Raw genomic sequence first — 19721 nt, 5'->3', positions numbered from 1 at the left:
ATATTGGTCGAAATACTATTTCATTCATCTAAATCATTCGGTTTTATCTTTCAACGGTACTATGGCTCGGATCACGGTAAAACCCTGCTGAGAATGGATTTCAAAACTACCTCCAATTCTTTTTACTCGCACTTGCATACTCTGCAAACCCACATGCAAACCAGCTTGAACCTGATCAACTTCAAAGCCAATGCCATTGTCTTGAATGGTTAACACGAGTTGTTGTCGTTCATCTTCAACCAACGAAACTTCGACATCAGTTGCATGGCTATGTTTTACAATATTGGTTAAGGCTTCTTCTGCGACACGAGAAAAGGTTAAACAAATCAATGCAAGCGGTTTATGTTTCCATTTTTCTGCAAAAATCCAAGTCGATTCAATTTCCATTTCTTCGAAAATTTGTATAAAACGATGACGCAATGGCGCAACCCACATCACTGGACTTTCAGGTATTTTTGCCCCAGCACTGCTTCCTGAGTCAATCACTTGGCGTAAGTCATTTCTTAACAGTTTAAACATAGAGATCACTTGTTGTTTTTCAATATGTTCACTGTGATCCAGTATAATCATCGAGCGAACAATTGAACCACCTAGTCCATCATGTAATTCATGGGACAGGTTTAGACGCTCTTGCAACCGCATATTATCGATTTCAAGTTGGTACTTTTTATCTAAAGATTGTTCTAAGTCAAACGTGACTTTTTCAATAGTTTCTTCAAGCGTCTGATTAAATTTTTCAATACGTCCAACATTCTGCGAAATACGATAAGCCAAGATAAACGAAATCGCTAAGCTGGTAATTGGTGCAGCCAATGGCGTCCAATAGAGCGTCTGATCCAGATGATGGATCATGCTATAAAAATCATGAACAATAATAAGTAAATAGATGAGGAAAATAAACGCAAGCAGGAGAATGTCCATCTTTCTACGTTTAAAAGCAATCCACTGAAAAAACAAGCAATTAAAAATAAATACCATGCCAGAATAGAAAAAGACAGAGGATAAGCTAGGTTCTAGATAATTGATCGGTGTCAATAGCAATGCTGCAATCGCGATTATAGAGGTCAATAAAAGTAAACGTTCTAAATACGGATAATGGCGATTGGCAAAACGCCAAGCAAATAAACAGAGGCAATAGGTATATCCGACTAAAAATACCAGATTTAGACGTGCTGTTAAGATACTGTCGGTAAAAGGAAGAGGAATGGTCGAAATAATATTATAGGCAAACAATACCCATAAAAATGAAGTTAAACCAAACCACCCAAAGGCTTTTTCTTGGCGTCGAAATAGCCAAATGGTAAAACCTGTAGTTCCCACCACAAAGGTAATAATAATATTGATAAAAAATAAAGTTCGCCGTTCAAAAACCAACTGATCCTGTTGATTGGCGATATCTTCGGCCTGACCAAATTTAATTTTTCCTAGACCTGAATGTTGTGATGCAACCCCTACAACACGGACTAAAATTTCATTTTGCTGGTTTTGGATAGATGTAGCAGGAAGCACCCAATACCTTGGCATATTCCAACTTCTAGACAATGGCTCGACTAAGGATTTGTCTTTCCATAACAGTTCATTATTGCTATAGACAGCTCCTGCAATATTGATCCGTTCAATCAGTAAGGCGACAGGTTGATTTTCCTGATCACACTGATATTGCCATTTGATTTTATACCAAGCAGTGCCTGTGTAGTTTTTCCAGCGCGTTTCCCAGTCATCTGGCAAGGTGACTGTTTTCCATCCCTGTTGGGGAACCTGTTCGAGATTTGCAAGCGCTTGAGCAACTTGTATGCTTTGGATTTGAAAATGGCAGGCTGCACCTGTTGTATTGGACTGACCTGTTAAGGCAGCACCAGCAAAAGCAAAATGCTGGGTCAAACTTAGCATAAGACCGAACAACCCGATTAATTTTAGAATTAGTCGAGTAATCCTAAGTTGCGTGCTGTATCGATGGCTTTGGCTCTGTTGCATACCGCAAGTTTCCGATAAATATGTTTAATATGAGATTCAACGGTATAACGGGATAAATTGAGTTGATCTGCAATTTCCTTATTGCTTAAGCCTTGAGAAACCAGTTCTAAAATTCCCAATTCTCTTTTGGATAATACACTGTCCTGATCAGTAACTTTCTGACAGGGTGCAGTTTTATTTGAATTATTTTTTTCATTAAAGTGTAGTTGTTTTAAAATTTTTTGAGCAATAAATGGATCAATCGGCGCTCCACCACGCAAGACACTTTTGATCGAAAGAGAAACTTCTAAGTCATCTCTTTCTTTGAGTACATAGCCTGTTGCACCTGCACTTAGTGCATTGAGGATCGCATCTTCAGTGCTCCATGCAGAGATCACTAAAATCATGATGGTTGGATCATAGTTTTTTAAAATTTCAATAAACTCAATTCCATTACCATCAGGCAAGCCCAAATCAACCAATGCAAAAGAGGCTGAGTGTATACTGAGTTGTTCTTTGGCTTGAGCTAAACTTTGGGCAAAACGTAAATCTGCAATTGAGTATCCTAGATTAATTAATATGTCAGTCAGTCTTTTTTGTATAAGCGGCTCATCTTCTACGATGATGACTGGAACAGGTAAACTTAACTCATTGTTCATGATGTAAAAAACTCGCCCATGTCTATTGGACTTAGTTTTTCAGATATTGATGGCTTTATCTATACCTGATAATAGGTATTTTTAGTATTTAATTCAGTGATTAGGAATGAATATTCAGTTTATTACAATCGCGTTTTAACGCGCTTACTGAGTATCAAATGATGCCTAAAGTCAATTTATTGAGATCAAGTTAACTTTTTGAGATAAGGTTATTGAGACAGGTTAAGTAAATATTCAAATTTTAGTAGATAAAAATCACAATTTAACAGCAAAATATCGGTTATATTCGCTGAATAATGGATTATTTTTATAATGGATGTAGCTTACGATGATTAAATTCCTTAGAAATTTGGCAGTGATACAATGCATTGCGATTACCATTTTGGCTATTGTTCTTTACCTGTATTAAACGCTGATCATCACTGCCTTAAGAAAAATAAAGCTGTTTATTTTACCGCACTAAATTGATCAACCAAGCTACGACTTGCTTCATTCATCCCTATAATTTCAACCTGAATGTTATTTTGCAGAAACTTGTTTTGTACCTGATTGAGCATACTGACAGAGGTAATATCCCAAATATGGGCATGGGTTAAATCGATAATGACATGATCAACAGATTCATTAAAATCAAAAAACTGAAAGAATTTTTCTGAACTGCTAAAGAAAATTTGCCCAAAAATTTCATATTTACGGGTCGTACTGTTCAATAGATGAGACTGGACACGCACTGCATTTTCTAATTTATTGACCAAGAAAAGTGCAGATAAAAGTACACCAATTAACACACCTAAAGCTAAGTTATGCGTCATCAGTACAATGACCACCACCGCAAGCATCACGCTATTGCTTTGTTTGGGATGTTTTGAAAAGTTTTTGACTGAGTCCCAGTTGAATGTAGTAAAAGCCACCATAATCATAATTGCCACAAGTGCAGCCATAGGAATATAAGACAGCCATTCTTTTAAAAAGACCACTAAGCACAGTAAAAAAACACCTGCAACCAAGGTTGATAAGCGAGTTCGTGCACCAGAAGACACATTGATAATCGATTGTCCAATCATGGCACAACCTGCCATACCCCCCATAAACCCACTGACCATATTGGCGATGCCTTGGCCACGGCATTCTTTATGACGATCGCCTTCCGTTTGGGTCACTTCATTAACAATCGTGGTGGTCATCATGGTTTCGAGTAAACCTACGGTGGCCAAGGTGATGGCATAAGGAAAAATAATTTTTAAGGTATAGAGGTTAAGTGGAATGTCTGGAATTAAAAACAGCGGTAAAGTGTCTGGAAATTTTCCTAAATCACTGACTGTACGCATATCTGCACCCAAAAATAAGGCAGCGAAACTCAATATAATAATGCACACCAAAGGCGAGGGAATGAGTTGACCGATTTTGGGAATGTAGGGGAAAAGATAAACCACCCCTAAGCCAAAGGCGACAAATAGATAAGCCGTCAAATCCATACGTTGTAATTCAGGAATCTGTGCCACAAAGATGAGAATAGCCAACGCATTAACAAAACCATAGACGACAGACTGTGAAACAAAGCGCATCAGTTTTGCAACTTTAAAATAGCCAGCAAGAATCTGAAGAATTCCAGTCAAAATTGTGGTGGCAAATAAATACTGTAAACCATGATCTTTGACGAGAGTAACCATCAGCAACGCCATTGCGCCCGTGGCTGCGGAAATCATTGCGGTACGTCCACCAAAGAAAGCAATGCTCACTGCAATACAAAATGATGCATACAGGCCGACTTGTGGATCTACGCCTGCAATTGCAGAAAAAGCGATTGATTCAGGAATAAGTGCCAAGCCTACGACCATTCCAGCAAGTACATCTGTACGAATATTGGAAAACCATTCCGCTTTTTTTAGACTAATCACTATAAACCTTTCATCATTCTTTAAAGATGCGTATGTTAAAACATCTCTTAGTGAAAAAGCAGTTAACTTTGACTTGAAAAAGTCTTCATTTTGTTGAATATTCAAGTTATAGCTGATTTTATAAATTTATGCTTTTTGCAATTTTATGTTTTACGACTTGAAATTGTGATCTGAGCCATTTACAACTTAAACAGTCATATAACAAGGATTAGATATGAAATTATATTATTCACCAGGTGCATGTTCTTTAGCTGCCCATATTTTACTCAACGAAATTAATGTTGATTTTGATCTAGAACGTGTTGATTTAAAAACGCATAAAACAGAAAAGGGCGCAGATTATTACGAAATCAATCCAAAAGGCTATGTACCCGCATTAGAAATCAATCCAGGTTTACTTTTGACTGAAAATGTTGCAGTACTGCCTTTTATTGCACAACACGATCCTAAACAGGATTTGATCCCACCATCAGGTTTGGGACGTGCTAAAGTTTTAGAATGGTTGGGTTATTTAAACTCAGAGTTGCATGATGAATATGCCGTCTTCTTTGACCCAGCGATCACTGAAGATGAAAAAGTACGTGGCTATGCAACCATAGATAAAATGTTGAAATATATAGATGACTATCTAGCAGAGTCTGAATACGATTATTTGGTCAATGACCGCTTTGGCCCTGCTGATGCGTACTTGTTTGTACTGACAAATTGGTCGAATTCAATTCATCATGATCTAACGCCATTTACCAATATTGTGGCATTACGCAATAAAGTCGCTGAACGTCAATCTGTACAGATTGCAATGCGTGATGAAGGTTTAATTCCTTAAGTATGCTTGAATTGATATACAAAGCACCTACGGGTGCTTTTTTATTGAATTGATTAACGTGAAATGGGCAGAAACAGGGAAAGGTGTTTATTGTTGATTTTTAGTCAATAATGTTTTGCTTATTTTTGCATTTTTTGCGATAAAAATAAGCTCTATAGTTGCGCCATAAATCAAGCGTATTGGCAAAACATAGGTAAACAATGAGTAATATCTTAATCGTAAATGGTGCGAAACAGTTTGCACATTCAAATGGTGAATTAAACGATACCCTAACTGCTTTGGGTGAAGACGTGCTTAGCGATTTGGGACACAGTGTAAAAGTGACACGTACCGATGCAAATTACGTGATATGTGCTGAATTAGCAGGAGACTTTCACTTGGGATATGCTAGGCAGCTAACCGATAAAAGTTCTCTGCTATTTGATTTGGCGTTTTAAAATCCAAACTCTTTTGAATTCTTCGCTGATTATAAAATAACACAATGTATTTTGTAATATCTGCTTTAGCTTCATCTCTGGTTTTATAGTTGCAATGATGCACTAATTCATTCTTGAGTATGCCCCAGAAACTTTCAATCGGTGCATTATCGTAACAGTCCCCACGTTTGCTCATTGAACCTTGAAAATCACATTTTTCCAGTATCTTTCGATATTCATGGCTGCAATATTGGCTGCCTCTGTCCGAATGAATAATTAAGCCTTTCGTTGGTTTTTGATTACGAATCGCCATAGTCAGTGCATTGCAAACAAGTTGTGCGGTCATACGCTCATTTAAGCTATAGCCAACCACTTGTTTCGTGTACAGGTCTTTTACTGCTGCCAAGTATAACCAACCTTCAGCAGTCCAAATGTATGTAATATCGCTTGACCATGCAAGATTGGGCTTAGTCATTGAAAACTGTTGCTCTAGTAAATTTGCGTAGATCGCTCGATTATGATCACTCTTCGTAGTTCTTTTGAAACGCTTATGACGCTTACAATACAGCTGGTTGAGCTTTTTTATTTGACGTACAGCATACGTACTGATTTTGATACCTTGCGCTTGTAAATGCTTAGTTAATCGAATATAGCCATAGCTTTGTTTAGTTTCCTCATGAGCTATTTTGACCAAAATTGTCTGTTGATTTCGCTGAACCAATCTTTTATTCATGCCTCGTTTTAGCCAATCATAAAATCGTGACACTGAAACGTGAAGTAATCTAGCCATAAAGCTAATCGGGAATAAATATCTTTGCTGTTTCATATAGGCGTACCTTACTGACTTTCTTTCGCAAAGTACGCTGCTGCCTTTTTTAGAAATTCACGTTCCATTTCAGCTGTTTTGAGCTGTTGTTTGAGCTTTTTATTTTCTTCGAGTAAGGCATTTAGATCAGGTGAATATTGTTTAGTGCCTGCTAAGGTGCCAGTCTTTGCTTTATTATTCCAATTTGAAAGAGTTTGCATTGAAATGCCAAGTTGTCTGGCTGTTTCCGATACATTGCCTTGATTGGCTTCAATCAATTTTATTGCTTCAACTTTAAATTCTGCGGTGTAAGTCTTCTGTTTCTTGCTCATGGTAAACTCCTGATGAGTGTCTATAGTTTACCAAGTTAAAACCTCCTGTTTTCTCAGCACACATCAACGATGCTCAAGAAGAAGTAGAGAAATATCTCTGGGCGGATGTTGTGATTTATCAAATGCCAGGTTGGTGGATGGGTGCACCATGGACCATGAAAAAATATATTGATGATGTTTTTACCACTGGTCATGGCAGTTTATATGCCAACGATGGTCGTAGCCGTTCTGATGCTACCAAGAAATATGGCTCAGGTGGTTTGATTCAGGGGAAAAAGTATATGTTGTCGTTAACTTGGAATGCACCCTTGCAAGCGTTTGATGATCCTGAGCAATTTTTCCATGGTGTTGGTGTAGATGGTGTGTATTTACCTTTTCATAAAGCCAATCAATTCTTAGGAATGCAAAGTTTAGAAACATTTATTGTCAATGATGTGATTAAAGCACCACAAATTGCGCAATATGAACAGGCATATCGCCAACATTTACAGCAGCTTTTTGCTTAAGCAAATTGGAATTTTGAGTATCTCATTTAAAAAAATTAAGGAGTCTAAAATGTTGACCATTGTCGCTGAAATCCGTGCATATCCAGATGGATTACACAAAGATAAAATTATCCAAGCATTTAAGAAAATTACTCCGACAGTATTACAAGAGCAAGGCTGTCATGGTTATCAGCTATTGGTCGACGCTGGTGTTGATGTAAGTTATCAAAGCAAGGATTCTGATTTGATCGTGATGCTTGAAAAATGGGAAAGTATTGAACATCTCAATACCCACTTGCAAACTGAGCATATGCAAGCGTATCAACTTGAAGTAAAAGAGCATGTTGCTGATGTTAAAATCCGTATTTTAGAACATGGATTTTAAAGCTAATTTATTGTTATAAGCTTCTTTCTCGCTTTGGGAGAAGGCTAGGGTGAGGGATTCTTTTATGTTGAATTATTGTTTTTAAAAAATAATTTATAAAAGACATCCATCATTGAACATAACGCTCAAAGTTGATTTGCTCAAGTTTGAGCAAAGGTGCTTTCTTTAATTTTGACCAGGATATCTTTGGTGTATTTTTGCGATCAAGTTCTTGCGTACTTGTGACATTTTTGATTTTCCCTGTTAAAAAATTAGTACTTTCAGTTCGACTGTCACCTGATGGTATATCGAAATAATGTAAATCATAGCCGATCAGATCGAATGATGGGTTTTGATAGCGGAAAGTATAAATATTATTAAAGACCTCCCATGAATTACAACGAAACGAGTAATTTAATGTGATCTTAAGTTGTCCATTCTGGATGATTGGTGAATTGTCTACAATCAATGGATCGATAAGGCAAGGGCGTTCATTGTTGCTTTCTCTAGGGAGTGAAGAATTACTGGTGATAAGGCGGTAAGTTTGAGCGTCTTTAAATAGAACTAATAATTTTCGCTCATTTTGGTTAACTAGAAGATTTGCTGGCTTTTTATGATTGAATTTATTTTTAACAATATTTATGGGATCCGTATTTTCAATAATCAGCACCATATCGGCTTGTTGATCACCATTTAAGTCACCTTGAACTTTGCTAAGTATTTTCCAATCTTTAGGAATGAAAGCTTGAACATCAGCTTCAGTATTGGTTTCTGCCCATACTAAACTTGAGCAGACTGTTAATGTAAAAAATAGAAGTAATAGATTGTTATTCTTCATGGTTTTCTTCCAATTCACTGAATCGTAAATTTGTTGTTAAATTTACGCCTATTTTTAGGCATCTCTCCAAGCTATCACTTTTGATTACCTTGTCTTAGCTAATTTTTTATGGTAAATATCGAGTCCTCTTCGACACCTTTATTCTCAGAATAATATGGCATATTTATGAATCGTTGGTAGATACGAAACGCGTTTTATTCAAACTCGCCGTAGTCTTTAAAATTGATCTGCTCAAGTTTAAGTGAATAACTGTTCTTTAATTTGGACCAAGAAACTTGCTTAGCTTGATCCTGATTTTCAAACTCACCACCACCTGTAGTGTTTTTAACTTTACCTGTTAGAAAATTGATACTTTTCGCACTGGTTTCACCAGATGCACGATGGAAGTAATCTGTATCATAACCAATCAGCTTAAAAGACTGGTTTTGATAACGGAAAGTAAAAGCATTGTTATAGACAGACCATGAACCACAACTGAGCCAATAATGTAAATTAATTTTAACTAATCCATTTTTGATGGTGAGCGGATCACCTTCACCTAGAGGGTCAGCAAGACAAGGTGATTCTTTATCTCCCTCAGTAGGAAGCGAGGAATTACTTGCAACAAGACGATAGCCTTGAGGGGCTTTAAATAAAATTAATAACTTTCGATTGTTTAAATTCAGCTGAGGATTACCTAATCCCTCATTTGTCAAAATATTTTTTGGATCCGTATTTTCAATAATTAAAGCAAGATCTGTTTGCTTATCACCATTTAAATCACCTTGTACTTTACTCAACACTTTCCAGTTTTTAGGGATAAATGATTGATAGTCAGCTTTGGTGCTGGTGTCTGCCCAAACCAAAGCTGAGCATGTTGTTAATGCACAAAATAAAATTAATTCAGTTTTGTTTTTCATTATTTTTCTCCAATAAATTGAACGCTAAAGTTATGAATCAACTCTTCACTATCCCAAGGAATATTCTCCAAAGTATAGCTTTTCGAAGTTCTCAGTGTTTTCCAAACAATTTTGGATGGCGTTTCAACTTGTGCAAAGATATTTGGCGTTGTGGTCACTTTGGCTTTGTTGCTTAGAAAGTTAAGGCTGGTTTCTTTTAGTTTGCCACTAATTTTATCTAAATCATAAACATCAAATCCAATGAGATGGAATTGATTGTTCTTTAGTTTAAACCCATAGGTATATATCAAGCCATACGTATTGCTACAGGATGACATGGTATTGAATAACACATCTAAGCGTTGATTTTTTATCGTCAATGAGGAGTCATCTAGAGCATCTTCGATACAGAGTTCTTCTGAACGATAGGTCCAGTTAGGAATTTGTCGACTTAGCTTAAGTTGTAATTGTTGGCCTTTTTGAAAAAGCACTAAAAGCTTTCGATTGTGCTGATTTTCATTTTTAGGTTGGATGATGAGGGCAATATCCTTTTTATCATCTTGATTCAAATCACCTTCTGCTTGAGCAAGAATTTCCCAATTGTTTGGGACAAATTTTTGTAATGAGGTAGAAGGCTGATTTGCAAAGCTTAGCGATGAATAAGCGCTCAGGAGCAGGGCGGTATTTATTATTTTATTCATGATCTTTCTCAATGAATTTATCAAGATATTTTGAGCCTAAAAGGACTTCGGAAAATCCTTTTAGGCAATTCAAACGATTATTTAAAGAAATAACCTGTTTCTGGTGAACTCGCATTTGCCATTCGTTTACGTGGCATACGACCCGCCAAATAGGCTTCACGTCCAGCTTCAACCGCTTTTTTCATTGCTGACGCCATTAAAATTGGATGATGTGCAGCGGCAATCGCGGTATTCATCAATACGCCATCGCAACCTAATTCCATTGCAATTGCGGCATCGCTTGCAGTACCTACACCAGCATCAACCAAAACTGGCACTTTGGCATTTTCTTTAATAATTGAAATAGTATGCGGATTTAAAATGCCTAGGCCAGAACCAATTAAGCTACCTAAAGGCATGATCGCAACACAACCCATGCTTTCAAGTTCTTGAGCCACAATAGGGTCATCCGATGTATACACCATCACTTCAAAACCATCTTCAATCAATGTGCGAGCAGCATCAAGTGTCGCTGTTACATTTGGATAAAGGGTTTTCTCATCACCTAATACTTCCAATTTGACCAGGTTATGCCCATCTAAAAGTTCACGTGCAAGCATACAGGTACGTACTGCGCTATTGGCGTCAAAACAACCCGCTGTGTTCGGTAAGATGGTGTATTTTTCAGGTGGAAGGATTGACAGTAAGTTGGGCTGATCTGGATTTTGCCCAATGTTTACTCGGCGAATCGCCACTGTCACAATTTCAGCGCCACTGGCTTGAATTGCTAAATCAGTTTCTTGCATGTCTTTGTATTTACCCGTACCCACGAGAAGACGAGATTGAAAAGTACGAGAACCGATAATAAGAGGGGAGTTTTCAGTAGGAAAATCTAGCATGGGAGAGCTCCAAATTAGCCGCCACCGACAGCGTGAATGATTTCAATACGGTCTTTTTCAGCAATAGGGGTAAGTTCAAGTTTACTTTTGGAAATGATCATTTCATTCATTTCTACGGCAAAGCGTTTACCTTCGAGTGAAAGTTCCTGAACCAGTTGTAAAAGATTTTGGCAAGCGGTTTCTTGAGGCTCACCATTTAAGAAAATTTGCATATACATTCCATTCGATTGCGCAAATTGTGATGTCTAAAATCAAAATAATTTTATTTAGCGTATTTCAATGCATTCCATGCAAGGACCAGCCAACCTGCAATCATCAGTGCTCCACCAATGGGTGTAATTGCACCTAAACCTCGTGGTAAACCCAGTGCCATGACATAAAGCGAACCGCAGAAAAATAAAATACCGATTTGGATGAGTAAGAAGCTGGCTTTGATTGGAAGTTGAGGGATGACTTTACTGAGAATAGCCAGTGCCAATAGGCCCAGTGCGTGGTAGAAAAAATAATCAGTTGCTGTTCGCCACCATGCCAACTGAGCTTCAGTTGCGTGAGCTTTTAAACCATGTGCGCCAAATGCACCTAAGATTACTGCAAGCGCTAAATTCAGTGCTGAAATTGCAATCCACATAAGCCAGTCATCTGCATAAATTTGCGCATAACATTAACACAATTTCGAAGCGGGATTAAAGGCAAAATCTATTAAGAATAAAGATTTGACAAAAATATCAGGCAAAATAAAAGGGCATGTCGCCCTTTTATTGAAAATATAAATTATTGGTCTGGTATGCAGACCGTTTTGAAGATTTAGTTGGATGACATGGCAACTTTGATTTTGTCCATGGCATTTTTTTCTAACTGACGAATACGTTCAGCAGAGACATTGTACTCTGCAGCCAGTTCATGCAAGGTCGATTTATCATCATCTAACCAACGGCGCTGTAAGATGTTGCGTGAGCGATCATCCAACTGTTCCATAGCATTATGCAAAGCTGAAGTACTTTGTTCTTCGTAATCTTCTTCTTCGACTAAACGAGCAGGGTCATAGCGGTTATCTTCGAGATAAAGCGCTGGTGCAACATGAGTTGAACCTTCATCATCGTCATCACCTTGAGCTTCAAAAGCAGCATCATAAGCGGTTAAACGACCTTCCATTTCCAGGACTTGTTCTGCTGTTACATTTAAGTCATTGGCAATTGATTGTGCTTCTTCAAGTGTAAGTTTTTTACTTGATTTTTTTAGGCTACGTAAATTAAAAAACAATTTACGTTGCGCTTTGGTGGTCGCAATTTTGACAATACGCCAATTGCGAATCACATATTCATGAATTTCAGCCTTAATCCAGTGCACAGCAAAAGACACTAAACGCACGCCCATATTTGGGTCAAAGCGTTTAACTGCTTTCATTAAACCGAGATTACCTTCTTGAATTAAATCACCTTGTGGCAAACCATAGCCCGCATAACTGCGCGCAATATGCACCACAAAACGTAAGTGAGACATCACTAACATTTTCGCAGCATCTAAATCTTGATCGTAAAAATAGCGATCAGCTAACTCTTTTTCTTGTTCAGCTGTCAAGATTGGAATCTGATTTACGGTGCTGATATAAGCACCTAAGTTAACACCTGGTGCAGATAAGGACAGGGGCATCAACTGATTGCTGCTGTCACTCATGGGTTCTCCTTATAGGAATTTCGTTGTATAGCTAATGCATTCATCTTAATTCGAATATTGTACATAAGTAAGGAAATTTGGGTATCGAAATGTAAAAATATATGCAAATTTGCAAAAAAAAATTTGAATTGAAAATAATTAAGATTCAATTAAGTAATGAAATTCATGCTCTGATCGTTTAGTCAATTGGCAGGAAATCTTGTTGATCTCGCAATAACGCGTAATATCAATTTCACTATGTGGATCAGAGGACATTAAAAGAAATATTTGATGAGGCAATGCTCTTTTTAATTCACGCTTTAACATTAATAGAGGCATTGGACAGGGTTTACCCATACAATTTATTTCAATCGCTGTCTGACCTAAAGGTTCATTCATTTTTTGGCAAGGTAACAACAGGGTTATGGAACACATATTTTACCAAGTTTATTGAAACACCCCAACAAAAATTGGAATATTCTTCAACAAATAAAAAATAATCGTGAAGCTGTTTAAAAAACACGCTTGATATCGAAAATAATTATCAAAAAAAATTCTATTAATTGTCATAAACCCATGTTAAGCTCGTTGCGTATTTAGGATTTATCAGAAACAATTCTTGTTTTGAAACCCTATTACAAGATGGATGTAACCGGGATTTTGTTAATAGTTTTACAGAATGATTACAAGCTTTGAAATTAGAAAATATTTTAAAACTTTGTTTGCTCTGCTGTTTGCAACACCGGGTGGTCCCTTTTTCTTAATAACTGAGGATTAACTTATGACAGCTCGTGAACAAGGCGTAGTTAAATGGTTCAACGACACTAAAGGCTTCGGCTTTATCCAACGCGCAGGCGGTGATGACGTATTCGTTCATTTCCGTGCTATTCAAGGTGACGGTCATCGTTCACTTCGTGACGGTCAACGCGTTGAATTCAGTGTTGTGCAAGGTCAAAAAGGTTTTCAAGCTGAAGAAGTTCAGCCTTTAGACTAATCTTAAATTTTTAAAATTTAAGTGGCGCTCCAATTTCTTATAAATTGGGGCGTTTTTTGTTTATAATGGGCGCAATTAAAAGTGTCTACAGTTAGAGCTCGTATTTATGTCATCAGGTTTCGAAACCCTTAATTTACATCCGCAACTTAAACAAGCGATTGATGCTTTAGGGTTTAAAGAAATGACCCCAATTCAGCAAAAAGTATTGAAATATACTTTAGCAGGTCATGATGCAATTGGTCGTGCTCAAACCGGCACAGGTAAAACAGCGGCATTTTTAGTCAGTATTATTAATGATTTGCTCACAAACCCAATTAAAGAACAACGTTTCCGTGGTGAACCACGTGCATTGATTCTTGCGCCAACACGTGAACTTGCAATTCAAATTGAAAATGATGCAAAAGATTTAGTCAAATATACCAATCTAAATGTCGTGACTTTGGTTGGCGGCGTTGATTTTGATAAGCAAAGAAAACAACTGGATCAAGGTTTTGTTGATATTTTAGTGGCAACTCCTGGTCGTTTAATTGATTTCACAGAACAAAAAGAAGTTTGGTTAGATCAAATTGAATTTTTGGTGATTGATGAAGCTGACCGTTTATTAGACATGGGCTTTATCCCATCAGTTAAACGGATTGTGCGTTTTTCGCCACGTAAAGAGCAACGTCAAACCTTAATGTTCTCGGCAACATTTAGCTATGATGTTCTCAATCTTGCCCAACAATGGTTATGTGAGCCAGTTACAGTCGAAATCGAACCAGAAAAGAAAACCAACGCTGATGTTGAACAACGTGTATATGTGGTCGAAAAGAAAGATAAATATCGCTTATTGCGCGAAATTTTGGCAGATGAACCCATTGAAAAAGTGATGATCTTTGCCAATCGCCGTGATCAAGTACGTAAACTTTATGATCATTTAAAAGCAGATGGTTATAAGGTGGTGATGCTATCAGGTGAAATAGCGCAAGATAAACGTTTGAAAATGTTAGATCAATTTAAAAATGGTCAGCATAATATTATGATCGCAACGGATGTTGCTGGCCGTGGTATTCATGTTGATGGCGTATCTCATGTGGTGAATTTCACTTTACCTGAACAGTCAGATGATTATGTACATCGTATTGGTCGTACAGGTCGTGCAGGTACACAGGGTGTAAGTATTAGTTTCTTGTCTGAAGATGATGCATTTAATTTACCGACTATTGAGAAAGCGATTGGGCAAAAATTGCCTTTAACGCGACTAGATGGTTATTGCTAAGTTTTTTGTTTCTTTATCGAATTGTGTTTAAAAAACCCACTTATTTAAAGTGGGTTTTTTATTGGCTATTTTAGTTTAGACGGCTAAACGGATTAACTTGCTTTACAGCTAAAGGTCAATGTTGTTTGATAGTCAGTATCTTTTTCAATACCGTAGTTTTTACCCATTACTGAACCTAATACGCCTGCTGCTGCCGTGATCATTTTTCCAGTCTGTTCATCAACGACACCTTTTAAACTGCCATGGTATTCAGTTTTTTCATCCACTAATACCGGTGCACCTTTTTTACCGCAAGCCTTGTTTGCTGCAGTAATGGCATTATTTTTTGCGGTAATTTGGTCTTTACCTAAGCCAGTGACTTCATACTGGTTATCTGCTTTTTGAATCGCTAAAGTTTGTGTTGGATTTGATGCACATGCAGTGAAGAGTAACGCTGAACTAGCAAGTAAAGTGATCGTTGTTAATTTATTCATATTGATTCTCAAATTCCTGTACTAAAAATTAAAAAGATACTGCTTTTAAATTAGTTATAATTTGAGCATAGAATATGGGCTAAATATTGAGAAACATGTATAAATTTTGCAGTTTTTTTTAAGTTTATTGATGATTTGGCTTTATTTTCGAAGCCAAAGGGTATCGAAGGCATTTTTTGCGAGCAATCATGCTCATTGATAACCTAACAATAAGTTGTATGTAATATTGACAGATGCCAAGTAAATTTTGTCGGAGATAGCTTAATGATTTTAGATTATGCTAATCTTGAAACAAGTGAAATTAACCAGATAATAGATAGGTCAATGTCAGATTTAAACTTCAAAGCAGTACATGACAATATTCATCAACGTCAATCGATTGGTCATTTGGTTGAACCTGCACCTTCACACGCACAACTGAATATTGCATTTAAAGCCGCTTTAACAGCACCTGATCATCATCGTTTAAAACCCACACAATTTATTGTCGTGGATGTTGAGCAACGTGAAGCATTTGGTGCATTACTGGCACAATCTATTGCTGACTTAGGTGAATTAGATCCAGCCCAAGTTGAACGGGTAAAACTTCATCCTTTTAGAGCGCCTATTTTAGTGCTTGCTGTGACTAAATTTCAGGATCACCCTAAAGTGCCTTTTTTTGAACAAACGCTGAGTTCAGGGGCTGCAATTGAAAACTTTTTATTGTCGATGCAGGCACAAGGTTTCGCAACTATGTGGCGGAGTGGGGCTGTGGTCGAATCTAAATTATTAAAATCAGCACTGGGTTTAGCTGAACGAGATTTAATTTCAGGCATTATTTATGTTGGTACAGCGGCAAAAGCGATTGCCCCGCGTGCAGAGATTGAAACAACACAATATGTTCATTTTTGGCAAGCTTGAGTCAAAAAGTTGTTGATATTTTCAGGTCGAAAAATCATTGGGTTATTAGGATAAGCATTTTAGGATAACAATAAATGTCGGATTTACAATTTAAAGATTTAGTTGAACCTATTGTATTGGGTCAGAAAACAGCGTTGCGTGTGACTGTACTGGGTGGTGGTAGTTTCGGTACTGCAATGGCAAATACAGCAGTACGTAATGGTTGTGATACCATGATTTGGATTCGTGATGAAAGTATCGCAGCTGAAATTAATGCGACTCATGTCAATAAACGCTATTTACCAGATTTTCAATTAGAGGTGGGTTTACGTGCTGAGTCAAATTTAGAAGAGGCAGTGCGTGATCGCGATATTATTCTGGTGGCAATTCCAAGCCATTCTTTTCGTGATGTTTTACGTCAAATTAAACCCTTTATTAGTGCACAAGCCGTTGTTTCATTAACCAAAGGCATCGAAGCAAAAACCTTTAGCTTTATGAGTGACATCATTCGGGAAGAGCTTCCTGAAGTTCCTTATGGTGTTCTTTCAGGACCTAACTTAGCCAAAGAAATTGTTGCAGGACAACCAGCAGGTACAGTGATTGCCAGTGATAGTGAATTAGTACGTTATGCCGTACAACAAGCATTGCATAGTGCCTTGTTTCGAGTATTTGGCAGTGATGATGTACATGGTGTCGAATTGGGTGGGGCACTTAAAAATATTTATGCTGTTGCAATGGGAATGGCTGCTGCTTATAAAGTAGGTGAAAATACCAAGAGTATGATTTTAACCCGTGCCTTGGCTGAAATGAGTCGCTTTGCAGTTAAGTTGGGGGCAAATCCTTTAACATTCTTAGGTTTGTCTGGTGTGGGTGATCTTTTCGCAACCTGTAACAGCCCGTTGAGCCGAAATTATCAAGTTGGTTTTGCCTTGGGTTCTGGAAAGACACTGGAACAAGCAACCTCTGAATTGGGACAAACCGCTGAAGGGATCAACACCATTGTACAAGTCAATGCACGTGCAAAGGAGTTGGATGTCTATATGCCAATTACCACTGCATTGTATGAAGTTATTTTTGAAGGTGCGCCACCACTGAATATTGCCGTTTCTTTGATGAAGAATGGGCATCGTAGTGATGTAGAGTTTGTGCTTCCGCATAACGAAGTTTAATCGTGTGTTGTTGGCACAATATTCAAAACTTTAGAGATGGATTTGTAACAAAGCCTCGTTATAATCAGTGCAGTATTAAAAAGGAAATCTTATGCAACTGACTTTGGTGCGTCATGGTGAAGCAGCTCCACCCGTCAATGGGGTGGACAGTAAACGGCCTTTAACACAACGTGGGCATTTACAAGCACAACAAACGGCTAATTTTTTAAAAGAAATCGTGCAGCCGGATGTATTTGTTGTCAGCACTTTATTGAGAGCACAAGAAACATTGGCGCACATACAGACGTACTTCCCGAATATATCTGTATTGGTCTGTGACAAAATAAAGCCAGATGATGATGCAAAATTAGCAATCGAATGGTTGTCACAATTGCCATTTGAACGTATTGTGGTGGTATGTCATATGAATGTTGTGGCACATATTGCAGAACAACTGACACATGAACATTTTAATCCTTTTGCCTTGGCAGAAGCTCGTATCTATGAGCAAACTGTGATTGCAAATGGTCTATCTACACAAGATAAAGCCTTTATTCCAACTGTATAAAAGCATTGTTAAAAGAACTTAACGGCAGAAAACGATAAATGTTGTACTTATGGATGCCTGAAGCCAATGGGGTTTGGCAGTGGTCTCGAGGAAGTGATTGGACTAAATCTTCGAGCCTAGAACAATTAATACAAGATATTAAACTTTACCAAGGTGAAGAAGCTGTGGTTTTCTTCCCAAGTCGTGAAGTGCAAATTCTTCAACAGAAATTCAGTAAAACTCAATATAAACAATTGGGTGTAGATGGTGTCAAATATTTATTAGAAGAATATGTGATTTTGCCGATTGATCAGATGAAAGTGTTTTCACACTTTCAACAACCCGATCAGGTTTCAATATTGGGGATTCATCAATATGCTGTCACCACAATGCAGCATTCCTTGTCATTGATTCCGTTAAAAATCGTCTCTTTATTACCTGACTTTTTGATGCTGCCTGTACCAGAAGTCGGACAGACGATTTTGGCCAATGTCAACGGACAGTTATTGGTTCGAGAAGGCGAGTTCCTTGGTAATTCGATTGATGATCTGAATGTATATTTGGATTTCGCTGATCGAGAGAAAAGCTATTTATATAGCGGATTGACAGATGAGCAAGCGGTCAGCTTATTTGCCATTGCGACAGCAGATCAGCGTGAGCCTTTTGATTATCAATTTAGTGAAATCAAAAAACCGAAACTACATCCTTATAATGTATTGCCAAAAGCCAAGCAAGCCAATCAAGGCGTTTCTCGTTATTGGCAAGCCTGTGCAGTTTTGGTGGTTGTTTTGATTATTGCGCAATTGAGTTACGATGCTTTGCGTTGGATTAAGCTGAAGAAAGTTGCAGATCAAACTGCTTTGATTGCAGTGGATCAGTACAAAAAATGGTTTCCAAATGAGCAGCGGATTACAGAAGAGTCTGTAGAACGTCAGTTTAAAAATAAATTGGCACTGAGTCAGAGTGCAAATACCCAAGCTTTACAATTACTCAGTCGTGTGGGGCCAATTTTAATGCAACATCAGATCATTGCCAGTCGTGTGAATTATGATACAGCTGTGTTAAATATGGATCTGGTGGCGAAAAATGCTGAAGGCTTGCAGACCTTGGTGACGCAACTGAATCAACAGGGCTTTAAAGCAGAATTAGGCAATGTTCAGACGCAAGGCGCATCTGTCGTTGGTTTGGTGAAGATACAATAATGAAAACAATGGAAAATGTGCAAAATCGACTGGATATATGGTCTGAGAAAATCGCAGAGAATTTAGAAAAAATATCTCCACGTGAACGTGTCATGGTTATTTTTACTACGATTTTTGTCATTGTGGCAATTGTGGGGGCGGCGTTGTGGTACACCCATAAAGCTGCCGAAAAACAACAAGCACGTTTAAATCAGATGAAAGATCTTGTGGTGTGGATGCAAAGTAATGTGGTGGCCATGAAGCCCGCAGATGATTTGGCATTAACCACTGCGGATAAAATTCAGCGTGTGGCTCAACAACAAGGACTTTCGGTTGCCTCGCAGCAAGTGGGTGAGCAATTTCAGATTATTGCACAACATCAAAACTATGCCGTTTTAGCTAACTTTTTAACCCAAATTGCTCAAATGGGTGTGAGTTTGGAAAAGATGGAGTTAGCCAAAGAAGGTGGGCAGATTAAATTAACAGCGACGGTACAGTAGTAGTGAAAATAAACACAGTTCAAGCATAGCCTTTTCAACATACTGTGCCTATAAT

At 37.7% G+C, this 19721-nt stretch carries 22 protein-coding genes and 2 pseudogenes; 11 read left to right on the top strand and 13 right to left on the bottom strand.

Annotated features, from left to right (window positions below):
* Positions 1-33: 33 nt before the first annotated feature.
* The 3 genes from ACZ5QH_RS13445 to ACZ5QH_RS13435 all read right to left on the bottom strand — a co-directional run bounded on the left by ACZ5QH_RS13445 (position 34) and on the right by ACZ5QH_RS13435 (position 4510).
* Complete coding sequence (locus ACZ5QH_RS13445; protein ID WP_336622615.1) at positions 34-1974, bottom strand: sensor histidine kinase; 1941 nt, start codon at positions 1972-1974, stop codon at positions 34-36.
* Positions 1920-2612 (bottom strand): LuxR C-terminal-related transcriptional regulator, encoded by a 693-nt coding sequence (locus ACZ5QH_RS13440; protein ID WP_096735528.1) that lies wholly within the window; start codon positions 2610-2612, stop codon positions 1920-1922. The genes ACZ5QH_RS13445 and ACZ5QH_RS13440 overlap by 55 nt, the downstream gene beginning before the upstream one ends.
* Before the next feature lie 446 nt (positions 2613-3058).
* On the bottom strand, positions 3059-4510 hold the full coding sequence (locus ACZ5QH_RS13435) for a SulP family inorganic anion transporter (RefSeq protein WP_004822386.1): 1452 nt from the start codon (positions 4508-4510) through the stop codon (positions 3059-3061).
* A gap of 214 nt (positions 4511-4724) precedes the next feature.
* Here ACZ5QH_RS13435 and ACZ5QH_RS13430 point away from each other — a divergent pair, with 214 nt between their 5' ends.
* Positions 4725-5336 (top strand): glutathione binding-like protein, encoded by a 612-nt coding sequence (locus tag ACZ5QH_RS13430; protein WP_004719407.1) that lies wholly within the window; start codon positions 4725-4727, stop codon positions 5334-5336.
* 200 nt (positions 5337-5536) lie between these two features.
* A pseudogene (locus ACZ5QH_RS13425) lies at positions 5537-5698 on the top strand (NADPH quinone reductase MdaB); the annotation flags it as partial.
* Positions 5699-5723: 25 nt separating this feature from the next.
* Here the strand turns inward: ACZ5QH_RS13425 and ACZ5QH_RS13420 are convergent.
* Positions 5724-6889 (bottom strand): IS3-like element ISAba21 family transposase gene (locus ACZ5QH_RS13420; RefSeq protein ID WP_085947552.1). Its coding sequence is split into 2 segments (ribosomal slippage): positions 5724-6631 and positions 6631-6889, totalling 1167 coding nucleotides; the frame shifts between segments, so codons are not numbered across the junction.
* A 68-nt stretch (positions 6890-6957) separates the two neighbouring features.
* Between ACZ5QH_RS13420 and mdaB the strand changes: the two are divergent.
* Positions 6958-7395: pseudogene (gene mdaB / locus ACZ5QH_RS13415) on the top strand (NADPH:quinone oxidoreductase MdaB); the annotation flags it as partial.
* Positions 7396-7444: 49 nt separating this feature from the next.
* On the top strand, positions 7445-7759 hold the full coding sequence (locus ACZ5QH_RS13410; RefSeq protein WP_004822381.1) for a putative quinol monooxygenase: 315 nt from the start codon (positions 7445-7447) through the stop codon (positions 7757-7759).
* Positions 7760-7868: 109 nt separating this feature from the next.
* On the opposite strand, the gene ACZ5QH_RS13405 is transcribed toward ACZ5QH_RS13410, so the two are convergent.
* From ACZ5QH_RS13405 to ACZ5QH_RS13370, 8 genes are all read right to left on the bottom strand, one after another.
* A complete protein-coding gene (locus ACZ5QH_RS13405; protein WP_303577745.1) occupies positions 7869-8576 on the bottom strand; it encodes a hypothetical protein in 708 nt (235 codons plus the stop codon).
* A 194-nt stretch (positions 8577-8770) separates the two neighbouring features.
* Positions 8771-9475 (bottom strand): hypothetical protein, encoded by a 705-nt coding sequence (locus ACZ5QH_RS13400; RefSeq protein WP_303577744.1) that lies wholly within the window; start codon positions 9473-9475, stop codon positions 8771-8773.
* Positions 9475-10155 carry a hypothetical protein gene (locus tag ACZ5QH_RS13395; protein ID WP_303577743.1) on the bottom strand — a complete coding sequence of 227 codons (681 nt, stop codon included), beginning with the start codon at positions 10153-10155 and terminating at the stop codon, positions 9475-9477. The genes ACZ5QH_RS13400 and ACZ5QH_RS13395 overlap by 1 nt, the downstream gene beginning before the upstream one ends.
* Before the next feature lie 77 nt (positions 10156-10232).
* Complete coding sequence (locus tag ACZ5QH_RS13390) at positions 10233-11033, bottom strand: thiazole synthase (protein ID WP_004719418.1); 801 nt, start codon at positions 11031-11033, stop codon at positions 10233-10235.
* Positions 11034-11047: 14 nt separating this feature from the next.
* On the bottom strand, positions 11048-11245 hold the full coding sequence (gene thiS / locus ACZ5QH_RS13385) for a sulfur carrier protein ThiS (RefSeq protein ID WP_004719420.1): 198 nt from the start codon (positions 11243-11245) through the stop codon (positions 11048-11050).
* Positions 11246-11295: 50 nt separating this feature from the next.
* Complete coding sequence (locus ACZ5QH_RS13380; RefSeq protein ID WP_303577742.1) at positions 11296-11661, bottom strand: DUF423 domain-containing protein; 366 nt, start codon at positions 11659-11661, stop codon at positions 11296-11298.
* Between the two features lie 176 nt (positions 11662-11837).
* Complete coding sequence (gene rpoH / locus ACZ5QH_RS13375) at positions 11838-12707, bottom strand: RNA polymerase sigma factor RpoH (protein WP_004719424.1); 870 nt, start codon at positions 12705-12707, stop codon at positions 11838-11840.
* A gap of 138 nt (positions 12708-12845) precedes the next feature.
* A complete protein-coding gene (locus tag ACZ5QH_RS13370) occupies positions 12846-13085 on the bottom strand; it encodes a sulfurtransferase TusA family protein (protein ID WP_004822372.1) in 240 nt (79 codons plus the stop codon).
* 382 nt (positions 13086-13467) lie between these two features.
* On the opposite strand from ACZ5QH_RS13370, the gene ACZ5QH_RS13365 reads away from it, so the two are divergent.
* Positions 13468-13680 carry a cold-shock protein gene (locus tag ACZ5QH_RS13365; RefSeq protein WP_004822370.1) on the top strand — a complete coding sequence of 71 codons (213 nt, stop codon included), beginning with the start codon at positions 13468-13470 and terminating at the stop codon, positions 13678-13680.
* A gap of 106 nt (positions 13681-13786) precedes the next feature.
* Positions 13787-14938: an ATP-dependent RNA helicase RhlB gene (gene rhlB, locus ACZ5QH_RS13360; RefSeq protein ID WP_004719428.1), complete on the top strand. Its 1152-nt coding sequence runs from the start codon at positions 13787-13789 to the stop codon at positions 14936-14938.
* Between the two features lie 92 nt (positions 14939-15030).
* Here rhlB and ACZ5QH_RS13355 read toward each other — a convergent pair whose 3' ends face one another.
* A complete protein-coding gene (locus tag ACZ5QH_RS13355) occupies positions 15031-15411 on the bottom strand; it encodes a hypothetical protein (protein ID WP_004719430.1) in 381 nt (126 codons plus the stop codon).
* A 324-nt stretch (positions 15412-15735) separates the two neighbouring features.
* Here ACZ5QH_RS13355 and ACZ5QH_RS13350 point away from each other — a divergent pair, with 324 nt between their 5' ends.
* The 5 genes from ACZ5QH_RS13350 (at position 15736) to gspM (ending at position 19666) form a co-directional block, all read left to right on the top strand.
* A complete protein-coding gene (locus ACZ5QH_RS13350; protein WP_035371016.1) occupies positions 15736-16311 on the top strand; it encodes a nitroreductase family protein in 576 nt (191 codons plus the stop codon).
* Between the two features lie 74 nt (positions 16312-16385).
* On the top strand, positions 16386-17459 hold the full coding sequence (locus tag ACZ5QH_RS13345) for an NAD(P)H-dependent glycerol-3-phosphate dehydrogenase (protein ID WP_303577741.1): 1074 nt from the start codon (positions 16386-16388) through the stop codon (positions 17457-17459).
* A gap of 91 nt (positions 17460-17550) precedes the next feature.
* Positions 17551-18006 (top strand): SixA phosphatase family protein, encoded by a 456-nt coding sequence (locus ACZ5QH_RS13340; protein ID WP_004822364.1) that lies wholly within the window; start codon positions 17551-17553, stop codon positions 18004-18006.
* A 38-nt stretch (positions 18007-18044) separates the two neighbouring features.
* The gene (gene gspL, locus ACZ5QH_RS13335; protein ID WP_004719438.1) at positions 18045-19187 is read left to right on the top strand and encodes a type II secretion system protein GspL; all 1143 of its coding nucleotides are present in this window, start codon (positions 18045-18047) and stop codon (positions 19185-19187) included.
* Positions 19187-19666, top strand: coding sequence for a type II secretion system protein GspM (gene gspM / locus ACZ5QH_RS13330; protein WP_239045417.1), 480 nt, complete (start codon positions 19187-19189; stop codon positions 19664-19666). The genes gspL and gspM overlap by 1 nt, the downstream gene beginning before the upstream one ends.
* The last annotated feature ends 55 nt before the right edge of the window (positions 19667-19721 follow it).

It is taken from the genome of Acinetobacter sp. Ac8 (genome assembly GCF_055392545.1).
The sequence above is the reverse complement of the archived record's forward strand: the minus strand, read 5'-3'. Positions and strand labels throughout refer to the sequence as shown.